Origin of the sequence: Mameliella sp. AT18 (genome assembly GCF_028807275.1) — a bacterium.
Taxonomy (GTDB): Bacteria; Pseudomonadota; Alphaproteobacteria; order Rhodobacterales; family Rhodobacteraceae; genus Antarctobacter; species Antarctobacter albus.
Genome location: NZ_JARAMO010000033.1, coordinates 1 through 15,463, shown reverse-complemented (window position 1 = coordinate 15,463; position 15,463 = coordinate 1). Strand labels below are relative to the sequence as shown.

The following is a 15,463-nucleotide window of genomic DNA, read 5'->3' as shown; positions in this document are numbered from 1 at the left end:
GGCGCATGTTGTTTGGATTGGATGGCGTCGAGATCGGCCTGATCATCGTCTTTCTGACGCTCTTTTCGGCGATCCTGTCGGGCTTTCCGGTGGCCTTTGCCATCGGCGGCGCGGGGATCATTTCCTTCGGGATCATCGCGGCCCTCGATAGCGCGGGTCTGCTGATACACCAGGCGATCGACACCGGGTCGGAGGCCTACAATGCCCTGCTTGCCAGCGGGGCCAACGAGAAGGCGATCTCGATCTTCCGATACCCGGAATTGCCAAGGGTCGAGGTTCCGGTGTTCCCGCAGGGGTGGGAAACCGCGATGGACCGCAACGTCTCGTTCATCGTCAACCGGATCAACGAACGGGTGATCGCGGGTCAGTCGATCGAGACGCTGCTGGCGGTCTTGATGTTCGTCCTGATGGGCATCGTGCTGGAACGCTCGAAGATCGCCAACGACCTACTGACCACGATGGCACGCGTCTTTGGCCCGTTGCCGGGCGGTCTGGCCGTCAGCATCGTCGTCGTCGGCGCCTTCCTGGCCGCCTCGACCGGGATCGTCGGCGCCACCGTGGTGACGATGGGCCTGCTGGCCCTGCCCACCATGCTGCGCAACAACTATGCGCCGGAACTGGCGACCGGGGTCATCGCGGCCTCCGGGACGCTGGGGCAGATCATCCCCCCCTCCATCGTGATCGTTCTCCTGGGCACGCTGGCGGGGGATCTTTATTCCGCGGCACAGGAAGACCGGGCACAACTGGCCGGCTGTTCCGACGCGCTGACCTTCCTTGGCGAACCGGCGGTGGTATCGGTCGGTACGCTGTTCCAGGCGGCCCTGCTGCCGGGGATCCTGCTGGCGCTGCTCTATGCGCTCTATGCCTTTGGCTACGCGATGCTGAACCCCTCCAAGGCGCCGGCGGTCACGCTGGACGGCGGCGAGGGCGAACCGGTCACCCGGGGCGAGGCCTTTACCTGGTATCTCGGTGTGCCCATCGCGCTCATCGCGGGCACGATCCTGCTGGCAGAGGTCGGCATGGTCGGCAGCCAGTCGGTCAAGGTCGACAGCTTCTCGGAAACCGGTGACGCCGCCTCGCTGCGCACCAATGTCTCGGACCAGTGCAAGGCCTCGATGATCGACCTGCACGGTCAGGCGGCTTGGGACAAGGCGGTGGCCGAACAGGCCGAGATCGACGCCCAGGGCGGTGCTCAGCAAAGCACCCGTCTGAGCGACGATCGCATCGCCGAGCTGCAGGCCGAAAAGATCGCCAACGCGGCCCCCATCGGCACCGGGATCGCGACTTTGGCGGTGATCTTTGGCCTGATCCTGGCCGTGGCGCGGGGCGTTTCGCCCTCGTCGAACCCGCTGCCACTGCAGATCGGGGCGGTGGGGATCATCCTGGGCCTGGTGGTGGACATCCTGCTGATCGGACCGACGAGTTCGGCGATGCTGACCGTCGTGCTGATGGTCCTGCCCTGGGCCATCACGATCTACGGCTGCGTCTACGCGATGAAGCTCTTGTCCAGGAACGAGCTGTTGCGCGTGGTCTTCCCGCCGCTGGTCCTGATCGTGGCGGTGCTGGGTTCGATCCTTGGCGGCATCACCAACCCGACGCCCGCGGCGGCGCTGGGGGCGGCAGGGGCCATCATGCTGGCCGCCTATCGCAAGCTGTCGGAAGAAGATCGCAGCCCGCGCATCATCATCTGGTCGACCCTCGCGGTGATCCTGATGATCCTGACCGGCGTCAACTTCGACCTGCGGATCAACGTCGAAGAGGTCAGCGGCGCGACCTGGCTTGCCTTCCTCTTTGCCTATGCCTGCTGGCTCTATGCCTTCTTCGGGCTGCTGTTCAGCTGCTGGGTGCTGTTCCGGTCCGGGGTTCTGACACCGGCGGTGCGGGAGACGGCCAAGGTGACGTCGATGGTCTTTACCATCCTCGTGGCCTCGCAGCTGCTGAACCTGGTGGTCATCTCCTTTGGGGGAGAGGAATACATCCAGGACTTCCTGCGCAGCTACGACGATCCGCGCACGGCCTTCATCATCGTGATGATCATCCTGTTCATCCTGGGCTTCGTGCTCGACTTCCTCGAGATCATCTACATCGTGATCCCGATCGTCGGGCCGGTGATCTACGGCGCGCATTTCGATCCGAAATGGGTGACGATCATGATCGCGGTGAACCTGCAGACCTCCTTCCTGACACCGCCGTTCGGCTTCGCGCTGTTCTACCTGCGCGGGGTCGCCCCCAAGGAAGTCACGACCGGCCATATCTATCGCGGGGTGATCCCCTTCGTCCTGATCCAGGTTGTCGGACTGGCGATCCTGGCGCTGTTCCCGGGGATCGTGACCATCGTGCCGGCCATCCTGGGGCACTGATCCGGGAGACGGGCGCGAGAAATGCCGAAAACACAAAGGGCGGGCCAGTGGGCCCGCCCTTTTCTGTCCGGACGATTCCAAGGATGCGGCGCCGGTCTAGGCGTCGTCATCCGAGATCATGGAGCCGATCTTGGCCAGCCGCTTTTCCAGGTCGGCTGCCAGGATGAAGGCCGAAGAAGCCGCCGTTGCCGCCGCATCGCGGGCCAGCGAATAGCCCAAGTGTTCCAGCAGCGGGACGGCCACCTCGCGGACGACGTCTATTCGGGTTTCCAGGTCGCAGGATTCCAGCGCGTTAAGGAGAGTGCGCAGCTGATCTTGGTGAGATGGCATCCGATCGGTCCTCTTGCGGCTTGTCCCGGTACGGGTTTTTACCGCTTGGTCAAATTTGAGGGGATGCACGCATTGATAGGTTAGCGCAACCAAGAATTGCGTCTATTGCCGACATTTCTTGTCCATCAGCGAAACGGGCAGATCAGTTCACGAACCCTTGACCAGCTCTCAGCCGCGCGTGTCGGGGAAAGAGATGTTCGCGACCTGCTCGGCGATGGGATCGGTCGATAGCGGATGCGTATCCGAGGAGAAATCGCTGGCGTTCTCGAGCCGTTCCCAGACCCCGCGCCGGTAGATCTCCAGCGCGTCGAACTCGGCCTTGTAACCCATCTTGTCGCTGCCCGGCACCCAGTAGCCCAGGTAGACGTAGGGCAGGCCCGCCTCGCGCGCGATCTCGATATGATCGAGGATCATCCATTTTCCCAGCGACCGGCGTGCCATGTCCGGTTCGTAGAAGGAATAGACCATCGACAGACCGTCATCGAGCATATCGGTCAGGCAGGTCGCCACCAGCTTGTCGCTCTCGGGGTCGAAATACTCGATCACGCGGCTGCGGATCGGTGTTTCCTCGATCATGGCCGCAAACTCGAACACGTCCATGTCGGCCATGCCACCATCGGCATGGCGCGCATCCAGGTAGCGGCGGAACAGGTCGTATTGCTCCTCCGTCGCCCAGGGGCTGGTAGCGCGGCGTTCGAGACCCGCGTTGCGCTTGATGACCTTGCGCTGGTTGCGCGTGGGCTGAAAGCGCGTGACGTCGATCCGGGCCGACAGGCAGGCCGCGCAATCGGCGCAGGATGGCCTGTACAGGACGTTCTGTGACCGGCGGAAACCCTGCTTGGACAGGGAGTCATTCAGTTTTTGCGCGGCATCTCCTTGCAGGGCAGTAAACAGCTTCCGTTCCATCCTGTCCGCAAGGTACGGGCAAGGCTGGGGAGCAGTGACGTAGAACTGCGGTGCAAGCGGAAGCGAGTGACGCATCGAGCGGATACCTTCGTCAAATTTAACGAAACGGTAACAACGATCCCGCCGCGCGCCAAGCCTTTCGACACGGCAAGCCCCCGCAACGGCGGGGCCTTTCCGAATTCTTGGTAAACAGCGCTCATGGCGGGATAAATCCCGCGCCAGGGGCGCTTCTGTTGCCTCAGGCGCGACGGTTCAGGGCGACGGTGCCCAATACCATGTCGTGCAAGCCCTGGCCCCGCTCGCTGACGAACATCAGCACGATCGAGGCAATCTGCAGAATCACCGTGGTTGCGATCAACGTATAGCCCAGCGTGTGCAGGAAGGCCTCTCCGCCGTCAAAGCGTTCGCCCCAGGCATTGCGGAATTCGATGTTCATCAGCCGCATTCCAGGGGTCGAGGATTTTCCGGCGATGCTCATCCATCGGTAGAGAAACCCGATCACCAGGAACATCAGCGGCAACATGAACAGGCCGACGATGGAAAAGACGGCGATGGGCAGGGTAATCAGAGAAATCAGCACGGTGTCCACCACCCAGGCCAAGCCGCGCTTGACGGTCACGCCATCGTAAAAGGCCGCCTGGCGGTCAGGGTCGGGCAGGTGGGACATGGTGTCGGAATACATCGTTGGCTCCAGCGAGGTAAAGGGCAGGGCGCCCCCGAAGCAGGGGCGCCCGTTCGATCAGGCGTTTTCGGATTCGTCGGCCTCGGCCTTGGCCCGGCGCTCGCGGTCGTCCATGAACTGGTCGAACTCGGACTTGTCCTTGGCTTCGCGGAGGCGTTCCAGGAACTGTTCAAAAGCCTCCTGTTCCGCTTCGAGGCGGCGCAGCGTATCGGCCTTGTAGGCGTCGAAGGCGCTGTTGCCCGAGGGCTTCATCGCGGCCCAGGCGGCCTTGCGGCCCTCATGGTGACGCGAGGCGGTGCGGCAGGACTTGCTGAACATGCGTTTGCTCCAGATCATGTAGGCGAGAAGGGCAAGGCCGACGGGCCAGAAGAAGACGAAGCCCAGGACCATTGCCGCGATCCATGCGCCTTTCCCCTTGTGATCCAGCCATGCCTCGGCCCGTGCGAACCAGCCGGCATTGGCGGGCAGGTGGCTCGTATAAGCGGCGGTGGTCATGTCTCTCTCCGTTTGTTCGTTATGTGAATGCCTTTCACATTACATCAGATCGGAGTTTGGTCCGGGGCTTTCAAGGGGCGATGTGAATGTTTTTTACATTATCCATAATCACAATTCATATCAGATCCTTATTATGAAAATCGGCGGCCACCTGAATGCCCCCTGACCGCTTTCCCGACGGAAATTTCCCGCACAAACGACGCAAGGCCGCGGTTCCGGCGCCGGTCAAAGCGTGAAATCGGCCTCGACTGCCCCGGTCAGGCGCGGCAGCTCTCGGGGATCCATTGCAACGACATGCCGGGGCGTTCCGGCGGCGGCCCAGACGTCTTCGAATTCCAGCAACCGGGGGTCAATCCAGGCGCGGATCGGATTCAGGTGCCCGACCGGGGACACGCCGCCAATGGCAAAGCCGGTCTGGGCGCGGATCAGCGCGGCATCCGCCTTGCCCAGGGGTTCACCCGCCAGGGCCGTGGCCTTCTCGGCGCAGACCTTGTTGCCACCGGCGGTCAGGAAGAGCACCGCCTCGCCGCTGTCCTCGGCGCGAAAGATGATCGACTTGGCGATCTGGTCGAGGTGGCAGCCGACGCTGTCGGCGGCTTCCTGCGCGGTGCGCGCCTGGCCGACCTCGCGGATTTCATGGGCCAGCCCCGCATCCTCGAGCGCCTTGCGGACACGTTTCAAACTCTTGCTCATCACCCTGGTCCCTGCTGCTTCGGGGCGCAGACTGGGACAGGGGCGGGGCGGCTGCAAGGGAGTTGCGCTCGGTCGCGTTTGGTGGCCATCTGCCGCCATGACGCTGGAACGACGCATGACCCGCACGCCGCGTGCCTTCGAACCCGACCGAGGCACCGAGGCATTGGAAGACTGTCCCTGGGCCACGGGGGCAATGGCCGAACTCATCAAAGGCACGGGCGGATCAAGCCCCTACCTGCGGGGCCTCATCGGCAAGGAGGCGGGCTGGCTGGAAGGCGCGGTCATGGACCCGGAAGGCGCGGTCAGGGCCTTGTACGCCGATCTCGACAAAGTGACACCGGCCCAGATCGGCGTGGCATTGCGGCAGGCCAAGCGACGGATGGCGCTGCTGATCGCACTGTGCGACCTGTCCGGCGCCTGGGAACTGGAACAGGTCACGGGGACACTCAGCGAGTTCGCGGACCTGTCGGTCTCGCTGGCGCTGCGGGCGGCGATCACGCCCGAGATCACGCGCGGCAAGCTGCCCGGCAAGACCGAGGATGACATTGCCACGGCGGGTGGCATGGTCGCGCTGGCGATGGGCAAGATGGGCGCCGGAGAGCTGAATTACTCCTCGGACATCGACCTGATCTGCCTTTTCGACGAACAGCAGTACGACCCGGACGACTACCACGAGGCGCGCGCCAGCCTGGTTAGGGCGACGCGCAAGATGGCCGCAACGCTGAACGACCTCACAGGCGAAGGCTATGTCTTTCGCACCGATCTGCGGCTGCGCCCCGATCCGGCGGTGACGCCGGTCTGCATGGCGATGGAGGCGGCGGAACGCTATTACGAAAGCGTCGGGCGCACCTGGGAGCGGGCCGCCTATATCAAGGCGCGCCCCTCGGCCGGTGATATGGATGCCGGCGCGCGGTTCCTGGAGGTTCTGACCCCTTTCGTCTGGCGCAAGCACCTGGATTTCGCGGCCATCCAGGACGCGCATGACATGCGCCTGCGCATCCGCGAGCACAAGGGCCTGGGCGGCGGCATCAGCCTTCCCGGCCATAACATGAAACTGGGGCGCGGCGGCATCCGCGAGATCGAGTTCTTTACCCAGACCCGGCAGCTGATCGCCGGCGGGCGCGATCCGGAATTGCGCGTGCGCGGCACGGTCGAGGGGCTGGGGCGTTTGGCGGACAAGGGCTGGATTCCGGGCGACGTCGCCAGGGTGCTGAGCGGGCATTACCGGGCCCACCGTGAAGTCGAACACCGCATCCAGATGATCGGGGATGCGCAGACCCACGACTTGCCGAAATCCCCCGAGGGGATGGAACGGCTGGCCTGCCTGATGGGGCGCGACCTTGCAGAGGTCAAGCGCGAGCTGACCGACCGCCTGACCGAGGTCCACGACCTGACCGAGGGGTTCTTTGCCCCCGGCAGCGGCAAGGACCAGGAGGTGCCCGAGGTCTTTGCCGACAGCCCGGTGCCGGGGCGCTGGCTCAACTATCCTTGCCTGCGGTCGCAGCGGGCGGTCACTATCTTTGAACGCCTGCGCCCCGAGATCCTGCGCCGGTTGGGCCAGACCGACCGCCCCGAAGAGGCACTGAAGGCCTTTGACAGTTTCCTGGCTGGGTTGCCCGCCGGGGTGCAGCTGTTCTCGCTCTTCGAGGCCAATCACCAGTTGATCGACCTGCTTGTGGACATCGTCGGGACCTCGCCGGACCTGGCGCGCTACCTGTCGCGCAATGCCAGTGTTTTCGACGCGGTGATCGCGGGTGATTTCTTCAGCGACTGGCCGGGCCCGGATGCATTGCGGGCGGCGCTGGTTGCGCAACTGCAAGAGGCCGGGGATTACGAGCGCAAGCTGGACGCCGCCCGCCGCTGGGCCAAGGACTGGCATTTCCGCATCGGTGTGCACCTCTTGCGCGGACTGATGGGGCCGGAAGAAGCGGGCAAGGCCTATGCGGATTTGGCGGGCGCCTCGCTGGCCGCCGTCTGGCCAGAGGTCCAGAAGATGTTCGCCGAAAAACACGGCACCCCGCCGGGGCGCGGCGCGGTTGTGCTGGGCATGGGCTCGCTGGGGGCGCGGCGCCAGCACGCGCGCTCCGACCTCGACGTGATCGTGATCTACGATGCCGAGGGCGTCGAGGCCTCGGAGGGCCGCAAGCCGCTGGCCAGCCGCACCTATTACGCCCGACTGACGCAGGCGCTGATCACCGCGATGACCGCGGCCATGTCCGAGGGCAAGCTATACGAGATCGACATGCGGCTGCGGCCCTCGGGCAACCAGGGGCCGGTGGCAACCTCCTGGGCCTCGTTCCAGAGCTACCAGCGCGAAGAGGCCTGGGTCTGGGAACACCTTGCGCTGACACGGGCACGGGTTGTCGCGGGGCCGTTGGAACTGGCCGAGGACGTCGAGGCGCTGCGCAAGGAGGTCATCGGCAAGGCCAGAGACGTGCAGGAGGTTCGGCGCGGCGTGGCCGAGATGCGGGCGCGGATCGCCGCGGCCAAGGGGCCGGGCGGACCGCTGGATGCCAAGATCGGCCCGGGGCGCCTGCAGGACATCGAGTTGTTCGCGCAGCTTTGCGCGCTCGAGGCGGGGCGCCCGGTGCGCGAGGCGCCGCGCGCGCTGCGGCTGGCCAAGTGGCTGGACGAGGCGGATCGCGCCGCTTTGATCGCCGCCTACGAGCTGTTCTGGTCCTTGCAGATCGGGGCAAGACTGGTCAGCGAAGAGGCGATCGACCCGGAGAAACTGGGCCTTGGCGGCTGCACCTTCCTGTTGCGCCTGGCAGAGGCCCCGGACATGGAGAGCATGCGGGCGGACCTTGAGAGACAAGCGGGCCGCGCGGCAGAGATCATCGGCAAAGTGCTGCCGGAACCGGAGAACGAGACATGAGCAAGGGTAATGCAAGCGACCCCAAGGGCCTGATGGTGGAAGCCTACGCGATGGAGGGGCTGACGGCAGAAGAATGCCGGTCGATCTTCCTGGACTGGGCGTTGTCGGCGCCGGATGGGGCCGACATGCAGGTGCTGATCGGCGGCCTCTTGGCGCGTTACGGTGAAAACGCCGACCACCCGATGACACAGGTACTGCGCGAGGGGCTGGAACAGGCGCAAAAGCCGCGACGCCGGGGCGGCTGGAAGTCACGGCCCCGCCCGTCGGGCGAGGCCTGAGCGGGGTTCAACTGCGGGGCAGGGCAGCCGCTTCGCGGGCCAGGTCCTCGATCCGGGCCCAGTCGCCCTTGGCCACCGCGTCCTTGGGGGCGACCCAGCTGCCACCGACGCAGAGCGTGTTGGACAGGGCCAGGTAGTCGGGCGCATTGGCCGGGCTGACGCCACCCGTGGGGCAGAACCGCACCTGCGGGATGGGCGCGCCGATGGATTTCAGCGCGGGCACGCCGCCATTGGCCTCGGCCGGAAAGAACTTTTGCACGGAATAGCCGCGTTCCAGCAGGCGCATCGCCTCGGACGAGGTGGCGGCGCCGGGAAGCAGCGGCAGGTCGGCGTCCTCGCAGGCCTGCAGCAGCCGGTCTGTCGCGCCGGGCGAGACACCGAATTTCGCACCGGCCTCCTTGGCGGCCGCCACGTCCTGCGGCGTCAGCAGGGTGCCCGCGCCGACGATCCCGCCTTCGACCTGTGCCATTTCGCGGATCGCGTCCAGCGCCACGGGCGTGCGCAGCGTCACCTCCAGCACCGGCAGGCCACCGGCGACCAGCGCCTCGGCCAGAGGGCGGGCGATTGCCACATCATCGACCACCAGAACGGGGATCACGGGGGCAAGACGGCAGAGCGCCTCGTTGCTCTGGCTGGCGTCCTGGGGGGTCATGGGCATAGCTCCCTTGGGTCGTTGGGATTGGGTATTCTTACAAAGACGATGCTGCGGTCACACCACCACGGCGGCGCCATTGGAGGCAAGGCCGACATTCTGGCGGAACGCCTCGAACAGCTCGCGCCCGACACCGTGGCCATTGCCGGTCAGGTCCGCCTGCACCGGCTCGCGGCTGTCGAAATCCTCGGCCAGCGTCTCGATCGTGCCCTGGACCGCATCCACGCGCACCACGTCGCCGTCACGCAGCCGCGCCAGCGGGCCGCCGTTGGCCGCCTCGGGCGAGACATGGATCGCGGCGGGCACCTTGCCACTGGCGCCGGACATGCGGCCATCGGTGACAAGCGCCACCTTAAGCCCCCGGTCCTGCAGCACCGCCAGCGTCGGCGTCAGCCCGTGCAGTTCCGGCATCCCGTTGGAGGACGGCCCCTGAAAGCGGACGACGACGACCGTGTCCGAGGTGAACTCACCGGCCTTGAAGGCGGTCTTGACGCTTTCCTGGTCGTGGAAGATGCGGCAGGGCGCCTCGATCACGTGGCGTTCGGGCGCGACGGCAGAAACCTTGATCATGCCGTGGCCAAGGTTGCCATACAGTTGCTTCAACCCGCCGGTGGCCTGGAAGGGATCGCGCGCGGGACGCAGGATCTTGTCGTTCTGGGTGTCGCGCGGGCCGTCGCGATACGAGATCGCGCCGTTCTCAAGGACCGGCTCACGGGTGTAGAGCGACAGCCCGTCGCCCGCCACGGTCTTGACGTCGTCGTGCAGCAGGCCCGCGTCCAGAAGGTCGCCGATCATGTATTGCAGCCCGCCCGCCGCGTGGAAATGGTTCACGTCGGCAAGGCCGTTGGGATAGACCTTGGCCATCAGCGGCGTGACGGAACTGATCTCGTCGAAATCCTCCAGTTCCAGCGCGACGCCCGCGGCGCGCGCCATCGCAGGCAGGTGCAGGACAAGGTTTGTCGAGCCCCCCGTCGCCATAAGCCCGACGATCCCGTTCACAAAGGCCTTGGCGTCCAGCACGTCGCAGACGGGCCGGTAGGCATTTCCCAGGTTCGTGATCGACAGCGCGTGTTTCGCGGCCTCGACGGTCAGCGCCTCGCGCAGCGGGGTGCCCGGGTTGATGAAACTGGTGCCCGGCAGGTGCAGCCCCATGAACTCCATCAGCATCTGGTTGGAATTGGCGGTGCCGTAGAAGGTGCAGGTGCCCGGCCCGTGGTACGAGGCCATCTCGGCCTCCATCAGCTTGTCGCGGCCGACCTCGCCGGTGGCAAACTGCTGGCGCACCTTGGCCTTTTCGTCGTTGGGCAAGCCGCTGGTCATCGGACCGGCGGGAATGAACAGACCGGGGATATAGCCGAAGGTCGCGGCGGCGATCACCAGCCCCGGCACGATCTTGTCGCAGACCCCAAGGTAGACGGCCGCGTCAAAGGTGTTGTGGCTGAGCGCCACACCCGTCGCCAGCGCGATCACGTCGCGAGAGAACAGAGACAGCTCCATGCCGACCTGACCCTGGGTGACGCCGTCGCACATGGCAGGCACGCCACCCGCGACCTGCGCGGTGCCGCCGGCCTCGCGTGCGGCGGCGCGGATCACCTGCGGATAGGTCTCGAACGGCTGGTGGGCCGAAAGCATGTCGTTGTAGGCGGTCACGATTCCCAGGTTGGGCGCACGCCCCTCGGCCAGCGTGTCCTTGTCGCCGGTCATGGCGGCATAGGCATGGGCCTGATTGCCGCAGGTCAGATGCGCCCGGCGCGGGCCCTCGTCGGCGGCGCGGCGCATCCGGTCAAGATAGGTGCTGCGCATCTGCTCGGAACGGGCTTCGATACGGGCGGTGACACGCGCGATGGTGGCATCAAGCGGCATTCGGGTCTCCCTCCGGGGATCGTCTCTGGCTTGGCTATGCGCCTCACATACGACAGTTAGCGCTAACGGTAAAGGCCAGATCGTCCGCCGACCACGACGGATCGGGCATTTGCCTGCACGGCGGCGCTTTCCCGGGCACGCAAATACAGTTAAGCGAAGCGCATGACGGATTCCAAGACCATACCCGACCGCCCGGTTCTGCGGCTGAAACCCAAGGCCAATGCGCGCGCCATTCGCCGGGGCGCGCCCTGGGTCTTTGACAACGAGCTGGTCATGGACCGGCGCAGCAAGGCGCTGGCGCCGGGCAGCATCGCGACGCTGGAGGACGGCGAGCGCAAGCCGCTGGCCACGGTCGCGGTCAACCCGGGCTCGCGTATCGTGGCGCGGGTGCTGGACCGCGACGCGACGGCGGTTGTCGATCGCGACTGGCTGGCCGCGCGGCTGAGCAAGGCGCTGTCGCTGCGCGAAGCGGCCTATGACGAGCCGTTCTACCGGCTGGTCCATGCCGAGGGCGACGGGCTGCCCGGTCTGGTGATCGACCGCTTCGGCGACACCTGCGTGATGCAGCCCAACGCGGCCTGGGCCGAGGCGCATCTTGAGATACTCACGGACGCGCTGGTCGAGGTGACCGGCGTGACCAACGTGCTGAAGAACGCCGCCGGACGAGGCCGCACGCTGGAAGGGCTGGATGACGTCGACGCGGTCCTGCGCGGTGCTGCGCCAGAGGCGCCTGTGCCAGTCGAGATGAACGGCGCCACCTACATGGCCGACCTGACCGGCGGGCAGAAAACCGGCCTGTTCTATGACCAGCGCGAGAACCACGGGTTCGCGGCCCGGCTCGCGCGGGGGCATTCGGTTCTGGATGTCTTTTCCCATGTCGGCGGGTTTGCCCTGGCGGCACTGGCAGGCGGCGCCAACAGCGCGCTTGCGGTCGACGGATCGGCGCCCGCGCTGACCCTGGCCGAAGAGGGCGCGCGGCGCATGGGCGCCTCTGACCGTTTTGCCACCCGGCAAGGCGATGCCTTCGACACGCTCGAGGCGCTGTCCGGCGAAGATACACGGTTTGACCTGGTGATCTGCGATCCGCCGGCCTTTGCCCCGAACAAACCCGCGCTGGAAAAGGGCCTGCGCGCCTATGAGCGCGTGGCCCGCCTGGCCGCGCCTCTGGTGGCGAAAGACGGCTACCTTGTGCTCTGTTCCTGTTCCCATGCGGCGGATCTGAACGCCTTTACCGGCGCCTGCCTGCGGGGCATCGGCCGGTCCGGACGCCGCGCGCAGCTGCTGCACACGGGCTTTGCCGGGCCGGACCATCCATTGCTGCCGCAACTGGCTGAGTCCGGCTATCTCAAAGCGCTGGTGTTCCGCCTGTGAAGGTCCTGCTGGACACCTGCGTTCTATACCCGACGGTGATGCGCGAGGTCCTGCTGGGCGCGGCCCGCGCCGGTCTCTACACGCCGCTCTGGTCCGAACGCATCCTCGAGGAATGGGCCCGTGCTGCGCGCAAGCTGGGCCCGGAGGGAGAGGCGCAGGCGCGGGCAGAGATCGCCCTTGTCCGTGCCGCATGGCCTAAGGCCGAGGTGACTTACCCGCCGTCGCTGGAAAAGCGCCTGTGGCTGCCAGACGCCAATGACACGCATGTTCTGGCCGCCGCCATCGCGGGACATGCGGATGTCATCGTCACCATGAATGCCAGCGATTTTCCCCGCAACGTCCTCGCCGAAGAGGGGCTGAGCCGGGCTGATCCGGATGGTTTCCTGCTTGGGTTTCACCAGGCTCAACCGGAGATCATGGCGCAGGTCGGCGAAAATGTCCGGGCCGAGGCCGAACGGCTCTCGGGCGAGGCATGGACCATGCGGGCCTTGATGAAAAAGGCGCGGCTGCCGCGCCTGGGCAAGGCCTTGGGCGGCTGACCTTGCGGGGCGGGGCCGCGCGCTTTATCTGTCTGTGAAAACCCGATGCTTTCCGTCGGAGACGACAAAGGACACCCCGTGCAGGCACCCCGACTGGAGATCCGCGACATCATCCGCCGCTACGACGGCAAACCGGTGGTGAACAACGTTTCGCTGACGATTCAACCGGGCAAGGTGACCTGCCTGCTGGGTCCGTCGGGTTGCGGCAAGTCGACGACCTTGCGGATCATCGCCGGGGTCGAGATGCAGGATTCCGGTTCGATCTACATCGACGGCAACCTGATTTGCGACACGGTCGTCCGGGTGCCGCCGGAACGGCGCTCCGTCGGGTTGATGTTCCAGGATTTCGCGCTTTTCCCGCACCTTAGCGTGGGCGAGAACGTGGCCTTCGGGCTCAAAACCTCGGCCTCTGAAAAACGCGCGCGGGCCAAGGAATACCTCGAACGGGTCGGTCTGGCCGGCTACATCGACGACTACCCGCACCAATTGTCTGGCGGGGAACAACAACGTGTGGCCCTGGCCCGCGCATTGGCACCCAAACCGCGGCTGATGCTGATGGACGAGCCGTTTTCCGGCCTCGACAACCGGCTGCGCGATGGCATCCGGGACGAGACGCTGGAACTGCTCAAGGAGGAAGGCACCTCGGTCCTCTTGGTCACGCATGAACCCGAAGAGGCGATGCGCATGGCCGACGAGATCGCGCTGATGCGACAGGGGCATATCGTCCAGCAGGGCGCGCCCTACAATATCTACAATGCCCCGGCCGATCGCGAGGCGGTGGCATTTTTCAGCGATATCAACACGATCCGAGGTGAAGTCAAAGGCGCCCTTGTGGCCACGCCCTTTGGCCAGTTCCTGGCGCCCGGCTATGCCGATGGCAGCCGTGTCGAGATCGTCTTTCGGCCCCAGCACGTCGGCATCGACTTTGACCGCGCAGGCAAGGGACCCAGCCCTTCGGCCAAGACCGGCGCCCCGGCGCGCGGCGTGGTGCAGCGGGCGCGGTTCATGGGGTCGGAAAGCCTGGTGGAATTTCGCATGGACCACGATGGCGAAAAGCTGCGCGCCACGGTGCCCAATGTCTTCTTGCCGAAACCCGGCACACCGATGTGGCTGAGCATCCGCCGGGATCGTTGCTTTGTCTTTCCGGCATCCTGATTTATTCACAGGAGCCTGTGGATAAAACCTCAGGCATCGCGTGAGGCCAGCGCCCTTTGCAGGACGTACACCCGGATCGAGGACGCGAGCCCGACGTCCGGATCCCTACCAACATCAATATTGGCCGCCAAGGCATTGATCGTAAGCCCATCTTCGCGGGCGATGCGGCGAAACTCCCGCCAGAATTCCTCTTCCAGGGACACCGATGTCCGGTGCCCCTTGAGAGTCAGGGAATGCTTGACCGGCCGACCGCTCATTCCTTTTCATGCCCGTCCAGATCGCGTTCGGCCTTGGCCCGCCGGGCCTCGGCCAGGTCCTTTTCCGACTTGCTCACCCCGTGGCGCGCGGCATTCCGATCGCCTGCGCGTCGCTTGTCGTCGCGCGCCTTCTGCTTCTTGAAGCGGTTGAGATTGACCAGTTTGGACATGACCTGCGCTCCGCCGACACATGTGCGTATTGTACAAAACCTACGCGGTTTCCGACGTTTTGTACAAGCCGCTCAGGCGCCGCTGGTCCGCATCGGACGCGGGCGCAGATACCAGTACCAGACGCGGTAGACCTCGAGCGCGACCAGCGGCCCGAAATGCACCAGCGCGGCCGCCGGGTGCCCCCAGTCATGCAGCGCCGCCCAATGCACCAGCGTCAGCGCGGCGGCGGGATAGGTCCAGCGTTGCAAGTGCTTCCAGCGCGGCCCCATGATCCGGACGAAATAGTCCATCGAGGTCACGGCCAGCGGCACGAAGATCGCAAAGGCCAGCCAACCGGTCCAGATGTATAGCCGGGGCAACTCGTCCACGATCCGTTCCAGCGTGGCCTTGTCGACCAGGTAGAACACCGTATGCGCCAGCGCGTAGGCAAAGGCCGCCACGCCGAAATAGCGGCGGTTCTTCCTGAGCCAACGCGGCCCACGCCACCCCTTGAAGAGCAGCATCAGGGGCGTCGCCAGCATCGCAATGATCAGGAACCGCGCGGCGAATTCGCCGGTGGGATGCACGAGGATATGGGCAATGTGCGGGTTGGTCGACGTTGCGAGATCATAGGCCATGCCAAGACCGGGCAGGGACAGGGCCAGCCAAAGCCAATAGGGAGAAAAACGGGACATCGGGCCCTCCTTTCGATCGGGACAGGACTGATACGCCGCAGTGCGGCATTCCCGTCGCTCAAAAGGACCGCAACACAAAGAAAGGGCGCCTGACACTTGGCCCGGCGCCCCTGTTTCTTCTTGGCTGAAATACCCCGGGGAGCGCGAGGGGCTGGCCCCTCG

General features: G+C 65.5%; 16 protein-coding genes. 6 read left to right on the top strand and 10 right to left on the bottom strand.

Going from position 1 to position 15,463, the window contains the following annotated elements:
- Positions 1 to 5: 5 nt before the first annotated feature.
- Positions 6 to 2,360, top strand: a complete 2,355-nt coding sequence (locus PVW46_RS04160) for a TRAP transporter large permease subunit (RefSeq protein WP_043138756.1) — start codon at positions 6 to 8, stop codon at positions 2,358 to 2,360.
- A gap of 96 nt (positions 2,361 to 2,456) precedes the next feature.
- On the opposite strand, the gene PVW46_RS04155 is transcribed toward PVW46_RS04160, so the two are convergent.
- The 5 genes from PVW46_RS04155 to PVW46_RS04135 all read right to left on the bottom strand — a co-directional run bounded on the left by PVW46_RS04155 (position 2,457) and on the right by PVW46_RS04135 (position 5,466).
- Positions 2,457 to 2,690 carry a hypothetical protein gene (locus tag PVW46_RS04155; protein WP_069208878.1) on the bottom strand — a complete coding sequence of 78 codons (234 nt, stop codon included), beginning with the start codon at positions 2,688 to 2,690 and terminating at the stop codon, positions 2,457 to 2,459.
- Between the two features lie 168 nt (positions 2,691 to 2,858).
- The gene (locus tag PVW46_RS04150; protein WP_043138761.1) at positions 2,859 to 3,671 is read right to left on the bottom strand and encodes an arginyltransferase; all 813 of its coding nucleotides are present in this window, start codon (positions 3,669 to 3,671) and stop codon (positions 2,859 to 2,861) included.
- A 163-nt stretch (positions 3,672 to 3,834) separates the two neighbouring features.
- Positions 3,835 to 4,278: an RDD family protein gene (locus PVW46_RS04145; RefSeq protein WP_229754896.1), complete on the bottom strand. Its 444-nt coding sequence runs from the start codon at positions 4,276 to 4,278 to the stop codon at positions 3,835 to 3,837.
- 57 nt (positions 4,279 to 4,335) lie between these two features.
- Positions 4,336 to 4,773 carry a DUF2852 domain-containing protein gene (locus PVW46_RS04140; RefSeq protein ID WP_069208877.1) on the bottom strand — a complete coding sequence of 146 codons (438 nt, stop codon included), beginning with the start codon at positions 4,771 to 4,773 and terminating at the stop codon, positions 4,336 to 4,338.
- A 225-nt stretch (positions 4,774 to 4,998) separates the two neighbouring features.
- Complete coding sequence (locus PVW46_RS04135; RefSeq protein ID WP_069208876.1) at positions 4,999 to 5,466, bottom strand: YbaK/EbsC family protein; 468 nt, start codon at positions 5,464 to 5,466, stop codon at positions 4,999 to 5,001.
- A 97-nt stretch (positions 5,467 to 5,563) separates the two neighbouring features.
- Here PVW46_RS04135 and PVW46_RS04130 point away from each other — a divergent pair, with 97 nt between their 5' ends.
- Together PVW46_RS04130 and PVW46_RS04125 are read left to right on the top strand one after the other, a co-directional pair.
- Positions 5,564 to 8,341 carry a [protein-PII] uridylyltransferase family protein gene (locus PVW46_RS04130; RefSeq protein ID WP_069208875.1) on the top strand — a complete coding sequence of 926 codons (2,778 nt, stop codon included), beginning with the start codon at positions 5,564 to 5,566 and terminating at the stop codon, positions 8,339 to 8,341.
- A complete protein-coding gene (locus PVW46_RS04125; protein ID WP_069208874.1) occupies positions 8,338 to 8,619 on the top strand; it encodes a hypothetical protein in 282 nt (93 codons plus the stop codon). Before PVW46_RS04130 ends, PVW46_RS04125 begins: the two co-directional genes overlap by 4 nt.
- Positions 8,620 to 8,626: 7 nt before the next feature.
- On the opposite strand, the gene PVW46_RS04120 is transcribed toward PVW46_RS04125, so the two are convergent.
- Positions 8,627 to 9,271: a bifunctional 4-hydroxy-2-oxoglutarate aldolase/2-dehydro-3-deoxy-phosphogluconate aldolase gene (locus PVW46_RS04120; RefSeq protein ID WP_069208873.1), complete on the bottom strand. Its 645-nt coding sequence runs from the start codon at positions 9,269 to 9,271 to the stop codon at positions 8,627 to 8,629.
- Between the two features lie 57 nt (positions 9,272 to 9,328).
- A complete protein-coding gene (gene edd, locus PVW46_RS04115) occupies positions 9,329 to 11,134 on the bottom strand; it encodes a phosphogluconate dehydratase (protein ID WP_069208872.1) in 1,806 nt (601 codons plus the stop codon).
- 162 nt (positions 11,135 to 11,296) lie between these two features.
- On the opposite strand from edd, the gene PVW46_RS04110 reads away from it, so the two are divergent.
- The 3 genes from PVW46_RS04110 (at position 11,297) to PVW46_RS04100 (ending at position 14,199) form a co-directional block, all read left to right on the top strand.
- On the top strand, positions 11,297 to 12,505 hold the full coding sequence (locus tag PVW46_RS04110) for an RSP_2647 family RNA methyltransferase (RefSeq protein ID WP_069208871.1): 1,209 nt from the start codon (positions 11,297 to 11,299) through the stop codon (positions 12,503 to 12,505).
- Positions 12,502 to 13,044, top strand: a complete 543-nt coding sequence (locus tag PVW46_RS04105; RefSeq protein WP_069208870.1) for an RSP_2648 family PIN domain-containing protein — start codon at positions 12,502 to 12,504, stop codon at positions 13,042 to 13,044. Before PVW46_RS04110 ends, PVW46_RS04105 begins: the two co-directional genes overlap by 4 nt.
- A 78-nt stretch (positions 13,045 to 13,122) precedes the next feature.
- The gene (locus tag PVW46_RS04100; RefSeq protein WP_043138786.1) at positions 13,123 to 14,199 is read left to right on the top strand and encodes an ABC transporter ATP-binding protein; all 1,077 of its coding nucleotides are present in this window, start codon (positions 13,123 to 13,125) and stop codon (positions 14,197 to 14,199) included.
- A 29-nt stretch (positions 14,200 to 14,228) separates the two neighbouring features.
- Here the strand turns inward: PVW46_RS04100 and PVW46_RS04095 are convergent, their stop codons facing one another.
- From PVW46_RS04095 to PVW46_RS04085, 3 genes are all read right to left on the bottom strand, one after another.
- Positions 14,229 to 14,456, bottom strand: coding sequence for a ribbon-helix-helix domain-containing protein (locus PVW46_RS04095; protein WP_043138787.1), 228 nt, complete (start codon positions 14,454 to 14,456; stop codon positions 14,229 to 14,231).
- On the bottom strand, positions 14,453 to 14,626 hold the full coding sequence (locus tag PVW46_RS04090) for a DUF4169 family protein (RefSeq protein WP_043138788.1): 174 nt from the start codon (positions 14,624 to 14,626) through the stop codon (positions 14,453 to 14,455). The genes PVW46_RS04095 and PVW46_RS04090 overlap by 4 nt, the downstream gene beginning before the upstream one ends.
- A gap of 72 nt (positions 14,627 to 14,698) precedes the next feature.
- Entirely contained in the window at positions 14,699 to 15,301 is a 603-nt protein-coding gene (locus PVW46_RS04085) for a protein-methionine-sulfoxide reductase heme-binding subunit MsrQ (RefSeq protein WP_043138789.1), read from the bottom strand.
- Positions 15,302 to 15,463: the final 162 nt, after the last annotated feature.

Excerpts from the sequence above, each read along its gene's own strand:
- PVW46_RS04120 (WP_069208873.1), bottom strand. The coding sequence starts at position 9,271 with ATGACCCCCCAGGACGCCAGCCAGAGCAACGAGGCGCTCTGCCGTCTT.
- PVW46_RS04155 (WP_069208878.1), bottom strand. The coding sequence starts at position 2,690 with ATGCCATCTCACCAAGATCAGCTGCGCACTCTCCTTAACGCGCTGGAA.
- PVW46_RS04140 (WP_069208877.1), bottom strand. The coding sequence starts at position 4,773 with ATGACCACCGCCGCTTATACGAGCCACCTGCCCGCCAATGCCGGCTGG.
- PVW46_RS04110 (WP_069208871.1), top strand. The coding sequence starts at position 11,297 with ATGACGGATTCCAAGACCATACCCGACCGCCCGGTTCTGCGGCTGAAA.
- PVW46_RS04095 (WP_043138787.1), bottom strand. The coding sequence starts at position 14,456 with ATGAGCGGTCGGCCGGTCAAGCATTCCCTGACTCTCAAGGGGCACCGG.
- PVW46_RS04145 (WP_229754896.1), bottom strand. The coding sequence starts at position 4,278 with ATGTATTCCGACACCATGTCCCACCTGCCCGACCCTGACCGCCAGGCG.
- PVW46_RS04085 (WP_043138789.1), bottom strand. The coding sequence starts at position 15,301 with ATGTCCCGTTTTTCTCCCTATTGGCTTTGGCTGGCCCTGTCCCTGCCC.
- PVW46_RS04135 (WP_069208876.1), bottom strand. The coding sequence starts at position 5,466 with ATGAGCAAGAGTTTGAAACGTGTCCGCAAGGCGCTCGAGGATGCGGGG.
- PVW46_RS04150 (WP_043138761.1), bottom strand. The coding sequence starts at position 3,671 with ATGCGTCACTCGCTTCCGCTTGCACCGCAGTTCTACGTCACTGCTCCC.
- PVW46_RS04130 (WP_069208875.1), top strand. The coding sequence starts at position 5,564 with ATGACGCTGGAACGACGCATGACCCGCACGCCGCGTGCCTTCGAACCC.
- edd (WP_069208872.1), bottom strand. The coding sequence starts at position 11,134 with ATGCCGCTTGATGCCACCATCGCGCGTGTCACCGCCCGTATCGAAGCC.
- PVW46_RS04160 (WP_043138756.1), top strand. The coding sequence starts at position 6 with ATGTTGTTTGGATTGGATGGCGTCGAGATCGGCCTGATCATCGTCTTT.
- PVW46_RS04090 (WP_043138788.1), bottom strand. The coding sequence starts at position 14,626 with ATGTCCAAACTGGTCAATCTCAACCGCTTCAAGAAGCAGAAGGCGCGC.
- PVW46_RS04125 (WP_069208874.1), top strand. The coding sequence starts at position 8,338 with ATGAGCAAGGGTAATGCAAGCGACCCCAAGGGCCTGATGGTGGAAGCC.